The 20,080-nt window shown below is 46.9% G+C and carries 17 protein-coding genes and 1 other annotated feature; of the genes, 13 read left to right on the top strand and 4 right to left on the bottom strand.

The genetic code is table 11. The annotated features are described in order from the left end of the window. Window positions 1–92 precede the first annotated feature (92 nt). The 5 genes from B3M90_RS07725 (at window position 93) to B3M90_RS07705 (ending at window position 7,047) form a co-directional block, all read left to right on the top strand. Window positions 93–1,271: an MDR family MFS transporter gene (locus tag B3M90_RS07725; protein ID WP_290783237.1), complete on the top strand. Its 1,179-nt coding sequence runs from the start codon at window positions 93–95 to the stop codon at window positions 1,269–1,271. Window positions 1,272–1,454: 183 nt separating this feature from the next. Further along, on the top strand, window positions 1,455–2,489 hold the full coding sequence (locus tag B3M90_RS07720) for a peptidoglycan bridge formation glycyltransferase FemA/FemB family protein (RefSeq protein ID WP_290783235.1): 1,035 nt from the start codon (window positions 1,455–1,457) through the stop codon (window positions 2,487–2,489). Between the two features lie 91 nt (window positions 2,490–2,580). Further along, window positions 2,581–3,225 (top strand): HAD family hydrolase, encoded by a 645-nt coding sequence (locus B3M90_RS07715; RefSeq protein WP_290783233.1) that lies wholly within the window; start codon window positions 2,581–2,583, stop codon window positions 3,223–3,225. Between the two features lie 38 nt (window positions 3,226–3,263). Continuing rightward, window positions 3,264–3,486, top strand: a binding site (T-box leader). A 46-nt stretch (window positions 3,487–3,532) separates the two neighbouring features. Next, on the top strand, window positions 3,533–5,938 hold the full coding sequence (gene leuS, locus B3M90_RS07710; protein ID WP_290757734.1) for a leucine--tRNA ligase: 2,406 nt from the start codon (window positions 3,533–3,535) through the stop codon (window positions 5,936–5,938). Between the two features lie 131 nt (window positions 5,939–6,069). Next, window positions 6,070–7,047: a hypothetical protein gene (locus B3M90_RS07705; RefSeq protein ID WP_290757737.1), complete on the top strand. Its 978-nt coding sequence runs from the start codon at window positions 6,070–6,072 to the stop codon at window positions 7,045–7,047. 58 nt (window positions 7,048–7,105) lie between these two features. On the opposite strand, the gene B3M90_RS07700 is transcribed toward B3M90_RS07705, so the two are convergent. Then, on the bottom strand, window positions 7,106–8,377 hold the full coding sequence (locus B3M90_RS07700; RefSeq protein ID WP_035406136.1) for an NAD(P)/FAD-dependent oxidoreductase: 1,272 nt from the start codon (window positions 8,375–8,377) through the stop codon (window positions 7,106–7,108). 191 nt (window positions 8,378–8,568) lie between these two features. Here B3M90_RS07700 and B3M90_RS07695 point away from each other — a divergent pair, with 191 nt between their 5' ends. Next, window positions 8,569–10,233 carry a putative polysaccharide biosynthesis protein gene (locus B3M90_RS07695; RefSeq protein WP_214852737.1) on the top strand — a complete coding sequence of 555 codons (1,665 nt, stop codon included), beginning with the start codon at window positions 8,569–8,571 and terminating at the stop codon, window positions 10,231–10,233. Next, window positions 10,220–10,939, top strand: a complete 720-nt coding sequence (locus tag B3M90_RS07690) for a pseudouridine synthase (protein ID WP_290757743.1) — start codon at window positions 10,220–10,222, stop codon at window positions 10,937–10,939. Before B3M90_RS07695 ends, B3M90_RS07690 begins: the two co-directional genes overlap by 14 nt. 60 nt (window positions 10,940–10,999) lie before the next feature. Here the strand turns inward: B3M90_RS07690 and B3M90_RS07685 are convergent, their stop codons facing one another. Continuing rightward, on the bottom strand, window positions 11,000–11,632 hold the full coding sequence (locus B3M90_RS07685; RefSeq protein WP_290783231.1) for an SDR family oxidoreductase: 633 nt from the start codon (window positions 11,630–11,632) through the stop codon (window positions 11,000–11,002). A 108-nt stretch (window positions 11,633–11,740) separates the two neighbouring features. Beyond that, complete coding sequence (locus tag B3M90_RS07680) at window positions 11,741–11,959, bottom strand: DeoR family transcriptional regulator (RefSeq protein WP_023469095.1); 219 nt, start codon at window positions 11,957–11,959, stop codon at window positions 11,741–11,743. A gap of 319 nt (window positions 11,960–12,278) precedes the next feature. Here B3M90_RS07680 and pepV point away from each other — a divergent pair, with 319 nt between their 5' ends. Genes pepV through B3M90_RS07650 form a run of 6 tightly spaced genes read left to right on the top strand, consistent with a single transcriptional unit; the run spans window position 12,279 to window position 19,316 of the window. Then, on the top strand, window positions 12,279–13,676 hold the full coding sequence (pepV, locus tag B3M90_RS07675; RefSeq protein ID WP_214852744.1) for a dipeptidase PepV: 1,398 nt from the start codon (window positions 12,279–12,281) through the stop codon (window positions 13,674–13,676). 60 nt (window positions 13,677–13,736) lie between these two features. After that, window positions 13,737–14,885, top strand: coding sequence for an MFS transporter (locus tag B3M90_RS07670; RefSeq protein WP_056062742.1), 1,149 nt, complete (start codon window positions 13,737–13,739; stop codon window positions 14,883–14,885). A 7-nt stretch (window positions 14,886–14,892) separates the two neighbouring features. Continuing rightward, a complete protein-coding gene (gene thpR / locus B3M90_RS07665) occupies window positions 14,893–15,411 on the top strand; it encodes an RNA 2',3'-cyclic phosphodiesterase (RefSeq protein WP_290757758.1) in 519 nt (172 codons plus the stop codon). 1 nt (window position 15,412) lies between these two features. Further along, entirely contained in the window at window positions 15,413–16,288 is an 876-nt protein-coding gene (locus tag B3M90_RS07660; protein ID WP_290757761.1) for a hypothetical protein, read from the top strand. 34 nt (window positions 16,289–16,322) lie between these two features. Continuing rightward, the gene (pulA, locus tag B3M90_RS07655) at window positions 16,323–18,464 is read left to right on the top strand and encodes a type I pullulanase (RefSeq protein WP_290783228.1); all 2,142 of its coding nucleotides are present in this window, start codon (window positions 16,323–16,325) and stop codon (window positions 18,462–18,464) included. Between the two features lie 51 nt (window positions 18,465–18,515). Next, complete coding sequence (locus tag B3M90_RS07650) at window positions 18,516–19,316, top strand: phosphotransferase family protein (protein ID WP_056062733.1); 801 nt, start codon at window positions 18,516–18,518, stop codon at window positions 19,314–19,316. 40 nt (window positions 19,317–19,356) lie between these two features. Here the strand turns inward: B3M90_RS07650 and budA are convergent, their stop codons facing one another. Then, window positions 19,357–20,070, bottom strand: coding sequence for an acetolactate decarboxylase (gene budA / locus B3M90_RS07645; protein ID WP_214852765.1), 714 nt, complete (start codon window positions 20,068–20,070; stop codon window positions 19,357–19,359). Window positions 20,071–20,080: the final 10 nt, after the last annotated feature.

Raw genomic sequence — 20,080 nt, 5'->3', positions numbered from 1 at the left:
TGAGTCATTGACGAAAAGTGAAGTGGCTTGACAGGCGGGGGAGGGATTGCGTAAAGTGGCAAGGTTGAGAATGAAATAGGAGGACCACAGGTATGCCAAAATTACCAAAAGCGGTCTGGATCCTTGTCCTTGCGATGGCCATCAATACGACGGGATCCTCTTTTTTATGGCCGTTCAATACATTATATATTCATGAATATTTAAGGGAGTCGATGACGAAAGCCGGAATGGCGTTATTCGTCAACTCAGCCTTAGCAATCGTTGGGAACTACTTAGGTGGAAAAGCGTTTGACCGACTCGGCGGAAAGAAGACGCTTGTCATCAGTGTCATCGGACTTGTCCTGTCTTCCGTCGGCTTGTTGCTATTTCATCAGACGTATATTGGATACGTCGCGATGCTTGGATTGATTGGATTCGTCGGTGGGATGGTTTTCCCGACGATCTACGCAATGACGGGCGTCATCTGGCCGGAAGGCGGACGCCGCGCCTTTAATGCGATCTATGTCGCGCAAAACGTCGGTGTAGCCCTCGGGACAGCTGTTAGTGGTCAAATTGCTGCTTTTTCGATTCAGTACATCTTCATCGCCAATCTCGTTCTCTATATCGTCTTTGCCATCATTTTGTTTGTCGGTTTGTCCTGGATTCAGGCGCCAGCGCGGATGCATGCGGCACATGACGAGATCGAAACGACACGCACACCACTTTCGCGCGGATCCGCACGGACGATGTTGCTCGTTTCGATCGGTTATGCCTTACTTTGGTTCGTTTATGTGCAATGGCAAGGGACCTTTGCTGTCCATACGAAATCGCTCGGTGTCACGATTTCCGAGTACTCGATTCTTTGGACAATCAATGGAGCGCTTATCGTGTTCGCACAACCTTTATTAACACCAATTCTTCGTTGGTTTGGAGATGATTTGAAACGCCAACTGATGACCGGGACAGGGATATTCCTTCTCTCTTATCTGATTGTTCCGTTTGCAGGCGGCTTCAAGATGTTCCTCGTGGCGATGATCATTCTGACAATCGGTGAGATGTTCATCTGGCCAGCGGTTCCTGCAATGGCGGCGCGACTTGCACCAATCGGAAAAGAAGGAGAATTCCAAGGATATGTTAATATCGCTGCTTCAGCAGGGCGGATGATCAGTCCGACAGTTGGAGGTTTGATCTACGATTTATCAGGTATGTCAGCAGTTTTCTTGACCTTAATTGGATTGATCCTGTTAGCAGGAGTTGTCTTCCTTCGTGCTATTCCTAAAACCACATCATGAGCTTTATCTTGTGAGACAGCGGACGATAGATCAGCTGTCTTTTGTTACATCATTCGTTCGAAAATTATAAAACAAACATTTAATAATATGGAATATTTCGGCAAAGAAACGGGTACTTTCTAATCAAGAACTTGAAAAGAAAGGTCATATGAACGTTGCTTCTTTTTGATTGGAGGTGCACGGATGGAAAGGTGTCAATTCATCACAGATGCCGCAACTTGGACGACACACGTACAGAAACAGCCTCTTGATATCTTCTATAGTCACCAATACGTCACTCTCAACGCTAGACCGTCTGAGCAAGCGGTATTATTTCTTTATGAAGGTCATGCAGGAACACTGTTTTATCCCTTTTTGAAGCGTCGTATTTTTGATACGCCTTATTCAGATCTCATTACACCGTACGGCTATGGTGGACCGGAAATCATCGGTCAACTGACTGCGTCTGAGATTCAGCAGGCTCGTTTATCCTTTGAGAGGTGGGCGGAGCAAGAATCGATCGTCTCGGAAATGATCCGCTTTAATCCGTTAACAGGTAATGAACGGTTTATGCAGGACTGGACAAAAGTTTCCTTCATCCGTCATACGACGAGTATTGATTTGCGTCCTTCACTTGAAGATATCATGCAGACATTTCATAAGAAGACGAGAAGCATGATTCGTAAATCGCTTGCTTCACCCTTAACCGTCAGAACAGGAACACAGGACGATCTACCTGTTTTTTTAGCGTTGTATCATAAAACGATGGACCGGAAGAATGCCTCGGCTCATTATTATTTTACCGCGACGTATTTTGAGCAATTGATGGAGACGACCCCACTTTGTGAGCCCTTATTACTGATGGCGGAAATCGACGGAAAAGCGGTTGGGGGATACTTCGTATTGCTTGGAAAAGAATACGCCCACGGTCATTTGATCGGCTGTAAGCGGGATGAAGCGAAGATGTTCCCGAATCAGCGACTTGAGTACGAAGCAATTCTTCAGGCAAAAGCACGGGGACTCGTCGAACAACATCTTGGGGGCGGGTATCAAGAACGGGATAGTCTTTTTGAGAGTAAATGCCGTTATACTGGATATCGACTATTTGAGTATCATCAAGGAAAATCCATCCTGCAACCATCACTATATGATTTGCTCTGTATACGATACGGATCAAATGCTGATTCAGATTATTTTCCGGCGTATCGACAAGCTGGTATTCAGGTGGCAACTAGTTAAATAGATAATGAGAGTATGAAAACGACTACATCGTGTAGTCGTTTTTTTTGATATGCTGAAGTCAGGATCGATCAATAAAGGGGGAGTTATCATGAAAAAACGCGGTCTGATTTTTGATATGGACGGGGTTATCTTAGATAGTGAGATTCGCTACTTTGAAGTGCATCAACAGATGTTCAAAAGGTTATCGATTCCGCTTGATCCGGTTCAGTATGCGACGTTCATGGGAAAAACAGGAGATGAAATGTGGGAAGAACTCGTCGCCCAGCATCAGCTGAAAGAAACAGCTAGTGCGTTGCTTGAGGAAGAACATCGCTTGTTTCAAATTCATGCAAAGCCGGAGGAGTGTGGATTAAAAAAAGGCGTCACACAAGTCATCGAACAAGCGTCGACTCTTGGTTACGATATCGGCATTGCTTCTTCGAGTTCACTTCAGAAAATCGAACGTGTCATCCTTCATTATGGGCTTCCGATCACGCACTACGTCAGTGGAGAAGAAGTCATCCGTTCGAAACCGGATCCCGCGATTTTTCGACTTGCGGCAGAGCGGATTGGACACGCACCCGAGAACTGTCTCGTCATTGAAGACGCTGCGAACGGGATGATTGGCGCGAAAGCAGCAGGTATGGAAGTGATTGCGCTTCTTGATGACCGGATGCCGACGCAACGCTTAGAGCAAGCGGATCATGTCGCACAATCACACGCAGAAATCGAGGAAATTTTACGGAAGCGTTGACGCTTGAGGAAGAAACAGATTACACTAGAAAAAGATAGTCAAATGCATGGAACTGAAGTAGTAGGGGAAAGGTGCCGTCAAGAGAGCTGGTGGAAGGTGCGAACCAGTCGGTAACAACCGTGAACTCGTCAGGGAGCACGATTCGTGAAGTCGTAGTAGCGAATCCGGTCTTTCACACCGTTATCCGTGAATCAAGCGGTCTGTCATAGACAGACAACGTGGGTGGTACCGCGGAAGCCAAACCGGTCTTTCGTCCCTTTTCTTAGGGGCGGAAGACCGGTTTTTTTAGATTAGAGGAGGAAAAGACATGCCGTACAATCATCGCGAAATTGAACCAAAATGGCAGGCGCGTTGGGATCAAGACAACGCCTTCGTCACGACAGAAGATCCAGAAAAAGAAGGGTTCTATGCCCTTGATATGTTCCCGTATCCGTCAGGTGCTGGACTCCACGTTGGTCATCCGGAAGGTTACACAGCAACGGATATCCTCGCACGGATGAAGCGGATGCAAGGATACAATGTCCTTCACCCAATGGGATGGGATGCGTTCGGATTACCAGCAGAACAATACGCGCTCGATACAGGAAACGATCCACGCGAATTCACAGCGAAAAACATCGAGACGTTCAAGCGTCAGCTTAAAGAACTTGGATTCTCGTATGACTGGGATCGTGAAATCAACACAACGGATCCAAAATACTATAAATGGACGCAGTGGATCTTTACGAAGTTGTATGAAAAAGGACTTGCCTTCGTAGACGAAGTCGCAGTCAACTGGTGCCCGGCACTTGGAACCGTCCTTGCGAATGAAGAGGTCATCGACGGATTATCCGAACGCGGAAATCATCCGGTTGTGCGTGTTCCGATGCGTCAATGGGTCTTGAAAATCACGGAATATGCGGATCGCCTTCTTGAAGATCTGGATGATCTCGATTGGCCGGATTCTGTCAAAGAGATGCAACGCAACTGGATCGGGAAATCTGAGGGTGCTGAGATTGATTTCACGATTGATGGACATAAAAAACAAGTCACGGTCTTTACGACACGTCCGGACACGATCTTCGGTGCGACGTATCTAGTACTTGCACCGGAGCATCCATTCGTAGCTGACATCACGACAGCGGATCACAAGGAAGCCGTCGATGCGTACATTTCGCAAGTCCAAACGAAGTCAGATCTCGAGCGAACGGATTTAGCGAAGGAAAAAACAGGTGTCTTCACGGGTGCTTTTGCGGTCAATCCGATCTCAGGCGATCGTCTTCCAATCTGGATCGCTGATTATGTCCTTGCTTCTTACGGAACAGGTGCGATCATGGCTGTCCCAGGACACGATGAGCGCGACCACGAATTCGCGAAGCAGTTCGACTTACCGATCGTTGAAGTCGTCGCGGGTGGAAATGTCGACGAAGCAGCCTACACGGGAGAGGGCGAACACGTCAACTCGCATATGCTTGATGGACTTGGGAAACAAGAAGCAATCGAGACGATGATCGCTGAACTCGAAACGAATCAAGTCGGTCGTAAAAAAATCACGTATCGACTCCGAGACTGGTTGTTCAGTCGTCAACGGTATTGGGGCGAGCCGATTCCAGTCGTTCATATGGAAGATGGTTCGATGAAAACACTCAATCAAGAGGAATTACCACTTGAGCTTCCAATCATTCCAGAAATCAAACCGTCTGGTACAGGCGAATCACCACTTGCGCTTGCTGAAGACTGGTTGGATTACACGGATCCTGAAACAGGAATGAAAGGCCGTCGCGAGACGAATACGATGCCACAATGGGGAGGAAGCTGCTGGTATTACCTTCGTTTCATCGATCCACACAATGAAGAAGCGATTGCGGATCCGGAAAAATTAAAATACTGGCTTCCAGTCGATATTTACATCGGTGGAGCAGAACATGCTGTTCTCCACTTGTTGTATGCGCGCTTCTGGCATAAAGTCTTGTATGATGCAGGCGTCGTACCAACAAAAGAACCATTCCAGAAGTTATACAACCAAGGAATGATCCTTGGAGAGAACAACGAGAAAATGTCAAAATCTCGCGGTAACGTCATCAACCCAGATGAAATCGTCAAGTCGCATGGTGCTGATACGTTACGTTTATACGAAATGTTCATGGGACCACTCGATGCATCGGTTGCCTGGTCTGAGAACGGTCTTGACGGGGCGCGTCGTTTCCTCGACCGTGTCTGGCGCTTGTTCGAACGGACAGCAGACATTCAAGACGTCACGGAAGTCGATGCTGACTTCGAACGGATATACCACCAGACCGTCAAGAAGGTCACGGAAGACTTCGCGAACATTCAGTTCAACACCGGGATTTCGCAACTCATGGTCTTCGTCAACGAAGCGAATAAACAGCCGGTTCTCCCGCGTCACTTCCTTCGTGGATTCATTCAATTGTTAACACCAGTCGCGCCGCACCTTGGTGAGGAACTCTGGGAACAACTTGGCTTTGAAGAGACATTGACGTATGCGGCATGGCCAACATTCGATGAATCAAAACTTGTCAGCGATACGATGGAATTCGTCATTCAAGTGAACGGTAAAGTTCGCTCGAAAATCGAAATCAACATCGATGCGACAAAAGAAGAAATCGAAGCACTTGCCTTTGCTGATGAAAAGACACAAGAATGGATTGGCGACAAGACGGTTCGGAAAGTCATCGTCGTACCGAAAAAATTGATCAATATCGTGGCGAACTAAGCCATAACCCCTTTCATTCACTTGATGCGAATGGAGGGGGTTTCTTCATTTCCGTCGCAAGTCCGCTTTTTTTTTGAACGTCCTTCTGCTACACTGAATCAGAAACCGAGAAAGAAAGGCGAGTACCATCAATGAAACGATCTTATATAGTCTATACAACGATTTTTGCTGTCGTTTCGGGGTTGATCCTTTGTATACTGCTCGTCTTCTCAAAGCCAGAGACGTTGTCACGTATTCAGGAAACGTTCGCGAAAATCGAGACGCAATCGAAGCATCAGGCAGCTGTCAAACAGGTGCCACCGAAAACGCCTTCAGCCATTCCGAATCCAGAAGAACCGTTGATTAAAAATGTTCAACAGATGTTATATGATGATTCCATCGGTTCGTACCTCGTCGTAACAGAGGACTATCGTTTCTTTGAAATCAGTGGAACTGGAGAACGCATCAATGCGACGTTTCAGTTGGAAGAAGGGAATCTCTTATTGTCTGGTCTTGACGGGATGACACTCGTTGACGGAGAGACAGTCGCTTTATTGACGTCGAATCAAATTCTAGTCACGATTAAACGAAAAGATGGCGTCTGGAGTGAAGAAAAACGCGAAAAAGTACAAGGGACGACGATTCGAGACAGTTTCCATGGTCTTGGATATGATGCGAAGAAAAAAGAATTCTATACAATCAATCAAATTCGCTCGATTGGTCGTGTTGAATTGACTTACTTTGCAATGAAAGAGGACAAAATCAAGATTGATCCAGATGCTTCGGAAAAGAAGAAGCGTGCCTTAAAGAAAAAGCAAAAACCACCGTACTTGTCGATCATCAAACGAGAGAAAATCGAAGCGGCGAGCGGAATGCGAAGTGATGCGAAAAAAGCATTTGAATCCAGATTCCGTCCGATTGGTCTTGCAGAACGGCAAGGTCGGATCTACACGTTAGACTCAGAAGCACTTTATCTTTATTCGATTGATCAGAAAGAGAAAACGATTACGGGGGAGACAGCGAGTCCGAAAGTGTATGGATCAAAAGGAATCTTTGTACAAGATAATGAATTGTTCGCCTTAGTCGTCACGGATAAATTCTCAAGTCGATCGTTCACACCGATTGACTGATGTAGAAAAAAGACCCGATTTCTCTGATTATACAGAGACGAATCGGGTCTTTTTTGTATTAAGAGACAGTGTCACGTGCCATCTCTGCAGCGTGACTACCGGCACAATGACCCGTCACGAACGCAGCTGTGATATTGTATCCACCTGTATAGCCATGGATATCAAGAATTTCGCCAGCGAAGAATAATCGCTCCGCCTTTTTCGACATCATCGTTTTGGGATCAATCTCTTTAATCGAGACACCGCCACCAGTGACGAAGGCCTTATCGAAATCGAGCGTTCCTGTTGCTTTGAGTGGGAATCGTTTCAATTGTTGCAGGAAGTCCGTCCAGTCCTGTTTCTTTACTTGTGTACACACTTCATCGCCAAAGCCGATTCGAGCGAACAGGAGTTCAAGCAATCGTTCTGGTACAAAACCACGAAGGGCATTCCGAACCGATTTCTTCGGATTTGCCGCAAGTGCTGCCTGGAAGCGTTCTGTTAATGCACCGAGTGACTCATCCGGGAAGAGGTCGATCGATAGATGAACGATCGTCTCTTTCGATCGTTTGCGCTCTTTGATCGTATATTGGCTACACCGTAAAGCGATCGGACCACTTAAACCGAAGTGTGTGAACAGTAGATCACCCGTATGTGTCTTGATTGCTTTGTCCTTTTTACCGTGAACCGTTAAGGCAACGTCACGCAACGACAGTCCTTGTAATGTTTTTTCATGAATGAACGTATCACCTAACAAAATCGGGACTTCCGTTGGGAAAAGTTCCGTGATCGTATGACCCGCTTTTTCAGCCCACGGATAGCCGTCACCCGTCGAACCCGTGTGCGGAACAGATTGTCCGCCGACCGCTACGATACAACTTTTTGCTTCAAGACGCATGCCGTTTTCTAAGATGACAGCTGCAAAAGAACCATCTGGATGAAAGTCGAGCGTAGCGACTTGCGCGTCTGTTTGAATCTCGGCGCCATGTGCACGGATTTGATCAATCAATACACGAACGACGTCTGCCGCCTTATCCGAGACCGGGAACATCCGACCGTTATCCTCTTCTTTGAGTGCGACACCAAATCCTTCGAACAAATCGATGATCGATTCATTATTAAATTGAGAAAAGGCGCTATAAAGGAAACGTCCGTTTCCTGGAATCGACTGGACGAGCTCATCGAGTGGCTTTCGGTTCGTGACGTTACACCGTCCGCCGCCAGAGATTGCGAGCTTTCGTCCTAATTTATTTCCTTTATCGAGCAGGAGCGTCCGGGCTCCGGCTTGTAAAGAGGCGAGCGTCGCCATCAAACCGCTCGGTCCGCCTCCGATTACGATTACATCGTACATAAGGTCACCTCATTCATAGAATTCTGCTTGTTTCACTTTAGCAGAAGTTGCGACTGTAAACAAACCGTCTCTTTCAATTCAAGATAGACAGCGGTATAATGATTTGCAATTGTGTACGAGAGAACTTGTATAATGAGACAATCACGATTAGAGTGTCGATTTAAAAATTAGAAAGCGTGAGGGATGTTACCATGTCCACAGTCAGTAATAAGCAGTCTACTTCTTCCGGCAATGCAGGATTCGTTCGTGGAACGATGCTCCTGTCCGGTGCGTCGCTGATTTCCCGCGCACTGGGTTTGATTTATCTCTTTCCGTTTCAGTTCATGGTCGGTGCGACAGGTATCATGTTCTATACCTATGCCTACAACTACTATGCGATCATGATTGGTGTCGCGACAGCGGGGATTCCTGTTGCCGTCTCAAAATTCGTCGCCAAATACAATGCGTTAGGAGAATATGATACGAGTGAACGATTGTATCGATCTGGTCTAAAGATCATGTCCTTGACCGGGGTTGTCTCTTTTCTCGCCTTATTCTTCCTTGCACCGTATTTAGCGCACCGGGCGATTCCAGGCGGTGACGTTGATTCAGCCTCGTACGTCGATGCCGTCACGATGACGATTCGAGGGGTTAGTTTTGCGTTACTCTTGATTCCACCGATGAGTATGACGCGTGGATATTTCCAAGGATATCAATCGATGGGACCGACAGCGATTTCGCAAATCTTGGAACAAATCGTCCGCATCATCTTCTTACTCGTAGGAGTCAGCATCGCTATCTATGTATTTGATTCAGGTGTAGCCTTTGCAGCGACGATTGCAACGTTCAGTGCATTCATTGGTGCAATCGGTAGTGTCGCGGTTCTCATCTATTACTTCCGCAAACGATCCAGTGGGCTGCAGGAGCTTCGTGCTACTCAAACCGTCCGTTCGCCGGATCGCCCGTTAACGGATTTGTATAAGGAATTATTGACGTACGCGATTCCGATCGTCATGGTCGGTCTTTCGACGCCGCTTTACCAAGTCATTGATCAGAACACGATGAATGCCGCGTTACAAAGTATCGGCTATACGCTCGAAGCTGCCGGAAATGCGACGGCTTATCTGATTGCGGATAGTCATAAGATCGTCTTGATTCCGGTCTCTGTCGCAACGGGCTTATCTTTGTCTGCGACGCCACTATTGACAGCCTCATTTACGCAGGGGGATATGCGAAAGGTACGGGCTCAAATTTCACAGATTTATCAACTCGTCTTCTTCGTGACGATTCCTGCAGTTGTCGGAATGATTCTCCTCAGTGAAGAAACGTTCCACGTCCTGTTCCCGAAAGATCAAGCAGCATGGGTCTATCTGTTGAGTTATGCACCAAGTGCCTTGTTCCTTGCTCTTTATTCAGTCACGGCAGCGGTCCTTCAAGGGATTAACCGTCAATACTTTACGATCATCGCAACACTTGCTGGATTACTTGCGAAGTATCTCTTGAATGCACCGTTGATTCATTTGACGGGTGATGGAACAGGTGCTGGATATGCGACGATCATCGGCTATCTCGTTGCGACCGGTTTAATGTTCTTCCGGATCACACAAACGGTGAAGTTCCCATTCAATACGGTCTTACGCCGGACGTCGTTGATCTTGATCATCAGCGCCTTGATGGGAGCGGGTGTCGCGCTCGTCAAGTGGGGAATGGTATCCATCTTGCCAGAGACGACATGGGCGTCTCTATTGATTCTGATCGTAGGTGCAGCAGTCGGAATCGTGATTTTTGCAGGACTCTCGATTTGGAGTGGCTTAGCAGAAGTCGTATTAGGACGTAAAATTTCATTGAAACGAGGACGAGGTCATGCGTCTAGATAAATTGTTATCCAACATGGGAGCAGGCTCCCGAAAAGAAGTGAAGCTGCTGCTGAAGGCAGGGGCAATTCAAGTCGATGGTGAGATCGTGCGTGATCCGAAACAACATGTCGATGTCGAGACGCAACAAGTTCTGATGTACGGCGAACCGGTCACGTATCAAAAATACATCTACTTGATGATGAATAAACCACCGGGTGTCATTAGTGCAACAGAAGATAAACGAGATGAGACCGTCATTGATCTGTTGTTTGAAGACGTGACGTATTTCAAACCGTTCCCGGTCGGACGACTCGATAAAGATACAGAGGGTCTATTGCTGTTGACGAATGATGGGTCGTTTAATCACGCTTTAATGTCTCCAAAGAAACACGTCGAAAAAACGTATTACGCAGAAGTGACAGGAGTGTTGACGCAAGAAGACATCGAAGCGGTTGCGGCAGGCGTCACGTTAGAAGACGGTTACCGAGCAAAGCCGGGAAAACTTGTCATCTTATCGACGACAGAAACAGATTCAACGCTTGAGTTGACGATCACGGAAGGGAAGTTCCATCAAGTCAAACGGATGATGCTTGCGCTCGGGAAAGAGGTCACTTTTTTAAAGCGCCGCTCGATTGGGCGCTTGGAACTTGATCCGGCACTTGCGCTAGGGGATTATCGTGAACTGACGCCAGCGGAACTGTCTTTGTTTGATTGGCAACCTGAATAAGCAAAACGAAAAGGCGGTGGAATGAGCGTACATTCCATCGCCTTTTGTTATGGGTTTCGATTATTGATTACGCAATGCTTCTGCGATTGGATAAGGACCACTGAGTACTTCGAATACACGAGATTGTGTCGGATGATCGATCAAGTGAACGAACAATGCTGCGACATCATCACGCGATATCTTACGATCTTCGTATGAATCAAAATGCTCTTTCGTTTCAACGGTGCCTGCCGGGTCGTCGTAGCTGAGCGGACCAGGACGTACGATCGTATAATTGAGTCCGCTTTCCTGTAGGTGTGCGTCTGCTGTTGCTTTAGATTCGAGATATACTTTCAATTCACCTTTTGGTTCTTCCGTACCTACTGAACTGAGCATCAGGAAACGATCGATACCGTTAGCTTTTGCTGCATCGATGACTTTAATTGCGCCTTCTTGATCGACGGCGCGCGTCAATTCGTCTGATGCGCCACCAGCACCCGCTGCAAAGATGACGACGTCCGCATTACTGATGACACCACTGACATCCTTCGTCAAATCCCCAAGTCTGACTTCAGATGCACCGAGTGCAATCAAATCGTTGATTTGATTTTCTTCCCGTACAACCGCGATTGCTTGATGATCACCTTGTTTAGCGATCAATTCGACCATCTTGCGTCCAGTCGTTCCGTTTGCTCCAATGATTAAAATATTCATTCTTCTCAACTCCTTCTCCCAATAGCTATACCCCACGTTTTAAAAAAGATAACAAAAAAAGACGCGAAGAATCGCGTCATCGAAAGATATACATAATGAAACAGTGGATCAACCCGCTTGCTTTTGTTTCTTGCTCGACGTCCATGTACCGCGTCGAGGGCTCACAATGAGATTGTTGTATTCGAGCACGTTCAAATCCCGCTGAACGGTCCTTGAAGTGATGCCAAACTCTTCAACCAACTCTGCTGTCGTAGTAGCTCCGTTCTCTTGGATGTAGAGATAAATCGATTTAATCCGGGTCAACATACGGTCTGTAGAATCTTTCATTGGTATAACCACTCCCCCAATGGATAGAATAGTGTTCTAAAGCTTCGGGTGACAAAAGACAATGCAATATCCAGTTGTTTCGCCTTTAGTATAACGTTTTGATGTTAAATTGCAAGTGATTTAACCGAACGTTTGCATAAAAAACATATTCAAACAGATTGTAAAGTCGATAGTTGGAGTTTTAACATCGTTGAATGTTCGTTATTTAAACAAATAAAAAAGAAAACAGAATTTGGATGTTCGTATCTGAACGAATATTCGCTATACTAGAAAGGTGTATAGGAAACGAATTCAACCCAGAATGAAGGAGCGAAATCAGATGGTGAATTGGAAAGAAGAAGTACTCGCGCGTCGCGAGGACTTATTAGAGGATTTAAAAGAACTACTGCGGATTCCGAGTATACTTGATGAATCAACAATCGAAGCAGGTGCACCGTTTGGTCAAGAAGTCAAACGAGCCCTTGATTGGATGCTCGCGACAGGGGAACGAGACGGATTCAAGACAAAAAATGTTGATGGATACGCCGGACATTTGGAATATGGTCAAGGGGAGGAATTACTCGGTATTCTTTGTCACTTAGACGTCGTACCAGCTGGTGGCGATCACTGGACATACGGTCCATTTAACCCAACGCTTGTCGATGGGAAACTGTATGCGCGCGGTGCAATCGATGATAAAGGACCGACGATGGCAGCTTATTATGCCTTGAAGATCGTCAAAGAACTCGGATTACCGCTCTCAAAACGTATTCGTTTGATTGCTGGAGGAGATGAAGAGAGTGAATGGCGTTGTGTGAATCATTACTTCAAACATGAAGAGATGCCGACTCTCGGCTTTGCACCAGATGCCGACTTCCCGATCATCAATGCGGAAAAAGGACTGTATGATGGGTTATTGATTCAAGGAAAACCAGCGCAAGCATCTGATACAGGCTACCATCTCGTTCGTTTTGAAGGTGGCGAACGTCCGAACATGGTTCCGGGTCATGCCCAAGCACTTCTTCGTGTCGTCGAAGTGGGGACGCTTGAAACGGATTTCCATACGTATCTTGAAGAACAAGGCTTGTCTGGGACGGTCAAGCAAGAAACGGAAGGTCTCGTTCTTGATGTGAACGGTGTCGCAGCCCATGCCATGGAGCCGGATAACGGTAAAAATGCTGCCTTACATTTAGCACGTTTCCTCAATACGCTTCACTTGGATTATAACGGTCGTCGTTATATTCAGCTTGTCACGCACATGTTCCGTGATTCTCGCGGTGTAGCGATTGGTGTCGCTGCTTCAGACGAGACAGGTGACTTAACGATCAACGGTGGTGTATTCCGGTATGCAGAAGAGCAAGGAACAGCGTCGATCAACATCCGTTATCCTTATTCAGCAGATTTCACGGAACGCTTGCAAATCATCAAGGAAGCGGCAGCGGGATATGGCTTCGAGTTACAGACTCGAACACATATGACACCACACCATGTCGATCCGGATCATGAATTGATTCAGACACTGAGTGCCGTGTATGAACGTCATACGAACCAACCAGCTGATCTGATTGCTATCGGTGGTGGTACATATGCACGTTCGTTGACGGCAGGGGTTGCATTTGGACCAGTCTTCCCAGGTGGTCCTGAAGTTGCCCACCAAGTCGATGAATATGTTGATTTTGAAGAACTCTTGCTTGCTGTCGCGATTTATGCAGAAGCAATTTATGAACTCGCAAAATAATGACTGATGATCCCCCGCATCGTGGAGATGGGGGGATTGCTTCTTGAAAGGAAGTTCCGTGTGAAAAATCGTCAAACTTATCATTTCCAAGCGTTATATTTCTTTATTTTCTTTGGACAAGGTGCACTCATTCCGTATCTTGCGCTTTATTTTTCAAGCGATGCGTTCGGTCTGTCCGCTTCAGAGATTGGTACAATCGTTGCGATCGGACCGATTCTCTCTATTTTCTTACAGCCCGTTTGGGGCATCGCGGCAGATCGACTCGGAAAGCCGAAACGTCTCTTACTCGTTGCCATGCTCGCCGCTGGAGTATTTACATTAAGTTACTTACTGACGTCCGCTTATCTACTTTTACTGTTGATTTCATGTGTCTGGGCATTGTTCCAGTGCGCGCATATTCCACTCGTTGATACATTAGCGATCGAATATACACGAAAACGTAAGGTAGATTATGGCGCCTTGCGTCTTTTTGGATCAGCTGGTTTTGCTTTAGCCGTCTTCATCCTTGGACAAATCACTGAGGAGGGTGGACTTGGTCTGATTTTTTATGCGACCGGTGCAGCGTGGGTTCTTGGTTTTCTTGTGTTGATCGGTATTGAAGAAACGGGGAGCGTACACATTTCACATCAACAACAGGTACCGTTGAAACAACTTTTTTCGAATCGACGCTTCTTGTTATTCTTAGCGGGAGGGAGTTTGATCTTCGGACCGATCTTCGCCAATAACTATTACTTTGGCAGCTACGTCACGATTCGTGGAGAGACGACCGCGCTCGTCGGGACCTTGTTCTTCGTCGCCGTTCTGTGCGAAATCCCGTTCATGCGCATCGCTTCGCGTCTATTGTTACGATTCGGAGCGATTCCAGTTCTTGTCTTCATTTCCTTGCTGTCAGCTGCTCGTACGGCGATGATCGCATTAGAGCTTCCGATCGTCATGCTTTGGGTATTGTCTGCGATGCAAGGAATGATCGTCGGATTGTTGATCCCTGTTGCGTTAGACTATGTTCGGTCACTCGTTCCAGAGACGATGGTCGCAACAGCTGTCAGTACATATATGGCAACGACGACAGGGCTAGCGACAGCACTGTTTAACTTGATGAGTGGGTTTGTGCTAGACCAAAGTACAATCTATACCGTCTTTTGGGTATATACAATTAGCAGTATTCTTGGTGCCGTCTTGTACAGTGTCAGTGGTCGAATGAAGGAGTGAAGATACGATGAGACAGGAACGACACTTTTTCGTTGCCTTACCGATTCCTTCTGAAGATTTAGCGAATATCGCTAATCGTTTATCTCTATCTGATTACTTTCGAAATGTCTATACGTTAGAAGAGTACCATTTGACGCTTCGTTTTTTTGGTCCATTGGGTGAAAAAGAACAACAATCGTGGAAACAGCAACTGCAGGAGATTGCGCGCACGATCGAACCTTTCGTACTTCGATTGGATCGTCTAATTACCTTTGGACAAAACGAGCGACCACGTGTCGTCGGATTCGGAACAGAAGCAGAGGAATTGTTTCGATTAGTGCGTCTGATTGATCCAAGTGCGACTAAACCATTCGTTCCGCATGTCACGATCGCGAAGAAGTGGCGCACGGAGGCGGAAGAATGGACGACGAATCCGATACAACCGGTGGAATGGACTGTTCGTGAACTTATTCTGTTTGAAGTACGACTAGGCGTTTCGCCGCGATATGAACCGGTTTACCGGATTCATCTAGGTAAAGAGGAATGAGGTGATCCCCATCGCAATCTTGATGAAACTATATGACTTAGATAGTCGATTTGAAAAAAATCCGCTTGAGATGACAAAACGGTTCGGTGAACATCAGGCACTTGATTACGCTCATGTCTATCGTAGATGGGAGGCTGGAGAATTATTTCCCGGGGAAACGCTCATCCGTCCGAAGAAGTGGTGGCAAGTGATGAAAAAAAGCGAAGTCATTCAACTTCCGGGTAAACAATTATCTCGAAGAGCGTTTGATAAATGGTACAAAAAACGTCTCGAGTTACAAAAATTATTAAACGTTACTGGTGGAGCGGGCGAAGAGGACATTTGGCGGATTCCGTTAAAACGTCATTTAGACTTTTATCAGATGTTACATCTCTTGAATGAACAGTATGCAATGTTTTATCGCGCCGTCATTCAATATCAAGTCGGGGAAGTCGAATTGAGTCCGTTCGTCGTCGGTCCATCCGCGATTTATATCATGGAATGGCTTGACGGTGACGAAAGTATCTATCATATCCGGCGAGATAAGTTGTGGCGGGAACAACCGTTCAAGGCATCCGCAAAACAAATTTTGAATCCGAACATCGGTTTAAAACGGACGGAAGATATTCTACGAGTCGTACTTGGGCGAGATTATGTCTTGCCGATCGAACGAGTCATTTTAGCACCTTCAGGTTATTTTGATCAGATTCCAAAAGAAACGACGACGACTTACGTCAATAAAGTCGAGTTTCCAAACTGGCTACAACGAATGAATGCAAGTGCGCCGCATACAAAAGCGTTTCAGATGCGGGTGTGTGAAAAAATCCTGAAAGAGACCGTATCGATTCCGTTTCAAATGGCAATTCTAAGTGAAGGGCAGTCACGAATTCAAGAGTAGGGGAGGAAGCGACGGCATTGTCGTTGCGAAAGACATGACGAACCAAGAGGTGGTAATACCGGTGATCCGGGCAGAGTTCTCATCGTTTCGAAGCATCCGAGTCGAGGTCGAAGGCAATCCGTCAATCCACTGGTCGCTTGAATGTGATGGGAAACCGCTTGAAATTCAACAGACCGAAACGCATCGAGAGGAACAGTTCGTGATTTATGAGTTAACGGTTCTTGAACCAGTCGAGTTAGAATGCCGCTATGAGGTGTTCGGAGCAGGCAGGTCAATCCGTGTCGTTCCTGATCGATTAGTTCGGACGGAAGCGTTCGAGCGAAAGTACCGTTACGAAGAGAAACTCGGTGTCTGGGAAGAAGACGATACGTATCATTTTGCTGTCTGGTCGCCTGTCGCAGAGCAAATCGTGTGTATCGTATACGATCAAGATGAACAGGTACTCGGAAGACACAAGATGGAGCGACAAGAGCAAGGTACCTATCACCTTCGACTTGGGCAAGAATCAGCAGAACGATGGTACCGCTATGAAGTGACGACTTACGTTGGCACACATGAAGTCGTCGATCCATACGCTCATGCGATATCGGTAAACGGTCGTTACGGTGTCATCGCCGACGTTGAACAGACGATTTCCGAGTGGTTTCCAAAGCGAGTCGCGCGTCCTCTGTTCGTCAAACCGTCGGACGCTGTCATCTATGAAGCAAATATTCGCGATTTTACGATTGATCGTTCCGCTGGTTCAAGTCATCCGGGACAATATGCAGGGGTGGCGGAACGTGGAACAGTTTCTTCTCGTGGACATGCGACAGGTCTTGATTATCTTCTTGATCTCGGGATTACGCATCTGCAGCTGTTACCGGTCCACTTCTTCGAAACGACCGATGAACGAACAAGGTCGCCATATAACTGGGGATACGATCCGATGCTTTGGTTCGGATTAGCTGGGAGCTACGCGAGTTCGGTCGCACCGCTCGTTCGCGTCCGAGAATACGCGGATATGGTGGAGCGACTCCATGAAGCAGGGATTCGTGTTACGTTCGATGTCGTCATGAACCACGTTTTTGTTCGGGAGCGTTCCTCTCTTGAACAGCTCGTTCCGGGTTATTATTTCCGTTATGAAGTAGACGGCACACTTTCAAACGGAACGGGTGTTGGAAACGATACCGCATCCGAACGATTCATGATGCGTCGACTCATCGTTGATTGCTTGACGTACTTTGCTCGTGTCTACCGCATTGATGCGTTTCGATTTGATTTAATGGGCATTCATGACATTGAGACGATGAATGAAGTACGTGCAGCACTCGATGCGATTGATCCTACGATTCTTGTGTATGGAGAGGGCTGGGATCTTGCGACGGCATTGCCGGAACGATTCAAAGCGATGAGCGCCTCGGCTGCGCAAATGCCGCGAATCGCTCATTTTAATGACGTGTTCCGTGATGCCTTGAAAGGATCGACGTTCAGTGCATACGATCGAGGATTCGTTGCCGGAGACGGATGGAAAGAAGGAGAGGTCCGAAACGGGATTGCGGGTAGTGTTCATATCAATAACCAAACGTATGGACGTTTTCCGGAACCGACTTATTCGATCAACTATGTCGAGGCGCACGATAACCATACGCTGTACGACAAATTGAAGATCTCCTGTCCGGAAGCGGACGAACTTCAGTTATTACGGATGAGTCGATTAGCTCAAACGATCGCTTTGCTTGCGCAAGGCATTCCGTTTCTGCATGCGGGTCAAGAGTTCTTGCGTACGAAACAAGGTGTCGAAAACAGTTATAATGCATCGGACGAAATCAACCGAATGGACTGGGAACGCCGGGATGATCATCTCTCCCTCGTTACGTATATCAAGACGATTTTACAAATTCGCAGAATGCATGGCGGATTCCGTCTACACCGGGCGAATCAGGTTCGAGAACTGCTTCGTTTCATCAACTTACGTCCGGGTGTCATCGCCTACGAAGTCGAAGCGATCCATTCGTACGATGCGTGGCAACGCACGCTCGTTGTCTACAATACGACGCACGAAATCGTGGAAGTCTCACTCGATCACTCGCGCTGGAATGTACATGTCCAAGGGGATGATGCCTCGGTCGACCCGCTTCTGAAAGGTGTCGATAGGATTCAAGTCCTTCCGTTGTCAACGACGATTGCGACGTGTTAAGATAAGCATTGTGCCTTAGGCAAATCTACTAAAAAAGTTGAGCGGATTATAATGGAAATAGATATTTTAGATGCGCTTGGCGAAGGCTGGACCCTTACGCCAGCAGGTGGAATCACAGGAGAAGCGTACATCGCTTCAACCGGACAATCAAAATTGTTCTTAAAACGAAATTCATCGCCGTTCTTGGCGATTTTATCCGCGGACGGAATCGTCCCGAAATTATTATGGACGAAACGAATCTATAGCGGGGATGTCATCAGTGCGCAACAATTCATTGAAGGCGACGAGTTGGAGCCGGAAATGATGGAACGTCCGGAAGTGGCGCGTTTGCTTGGGAAAATCCATGATTCGAAGGAATTGCTGTTCATGCTACAACAGCTTGACCAACGTCCGATCGAGCCTGATGAGTTATTGCGCCAATGTCACTTATATTTTCAACCAGAAGACTTAGAGAATCCAGAACTGGTAGAACTTGCGATGGATTATCTCGAACGAAATCTGGAGCAAGTAAGAACGGATGAACAAGTCGTCTGTCATTCAGATCTAAATCATAATAATTGGTTAACGGGAGCGGACGGTCAACTCTACCTGAACGACTGGGATGATGCGATCATTGCCGACCGTGCGTATGACCTCGGGATGATGTTATACAGTTATGTCGATGAAGCGGCTTGGCCCGAATGGTTTGAGCATTATGGTCATCCGTTGACGAATGATCTGAAACAACGAATGCATTGGTATGTCGTAGCGCAAGCTGTATTATCCTTGTATTGGTATGAAGATATGCGTCATCCGGATGTCGAGGACAGTTATCATTTTCTAGAACAGTTACTTGAATACTCGAACGACTAAAAAGCGTGTCATTCCGAAAAGGAACGACACGCTTTTTTGATTAACCTTCTGCGATTTTAATCTCTTTTTCAATATCATGACTTTCAAGATCCGCCGACCGATACGCTTCAGTCGTTGGTAAACGTAAATCAAGCTGCGGTTTTTCTTCGAATGTGACGGTGACGTTCTTGACCGTGTAGTCAAAGACATGGCCTCCGCCCGCGCGTTCAGCATCGATGAAATGAAGATGATATCCAGCGACGGCGATACCGTGACCGAACCGTGGTGTGTAGTAACCGGCGAGTGTTCCTTCCGTTTGTTCGAAAGTACGCGCGCTTTGAGAGGCGACAGCTTCCGTGATTGGAACGAACGGTTTCTCTTGACGTGCGACGGTACGTGTCTGCACCTCTGTGAACGTTCCATCAATTCGAACGGCATAAAAACTATTGATCGTCGGTAGTTGTTCATTTAACCAGTGTTCGAATTCCGATTTTGACATCTCTTCTGTCACGGAGAGCGTTTGCTCTGGCACGAAACGGGTCAATGTCGCAAACGGCGTTGTCGTCTCAGGCTGAAGTGGTCGAGCGCTACCGTCTGAACGGAGCTGGTAGAACTGACCATCAAAACCAATCATCTCACCATCCAAGTGGTCGAACGTTCCGATACCAAAATTTCGTTGATCAATAACGGACGCGTATGTGACTTCACTCTCGAATACTCCGTCGAGCAGTGCCATCATCGTTGAAATCTGGACGAGCGTTTTATCGTGTGTCATGTGAATCCTC

The sequence above is a fragment of the Exiguobacterium sp. UBA6309 genome, assembly GCF_002439205.1.
Taxonomy (GTDB): domain Bacteria; phylum Bacillota; class Bacilli; order Exiguobacteriales; family Exiguobacteriaceae; genus Exiguobacterium_A.
The sequence above is the reverse complement of the archived record's forward strand: the minus strand, read 5'-3'. Positions and strand labels throughout refer to the sequence as shown.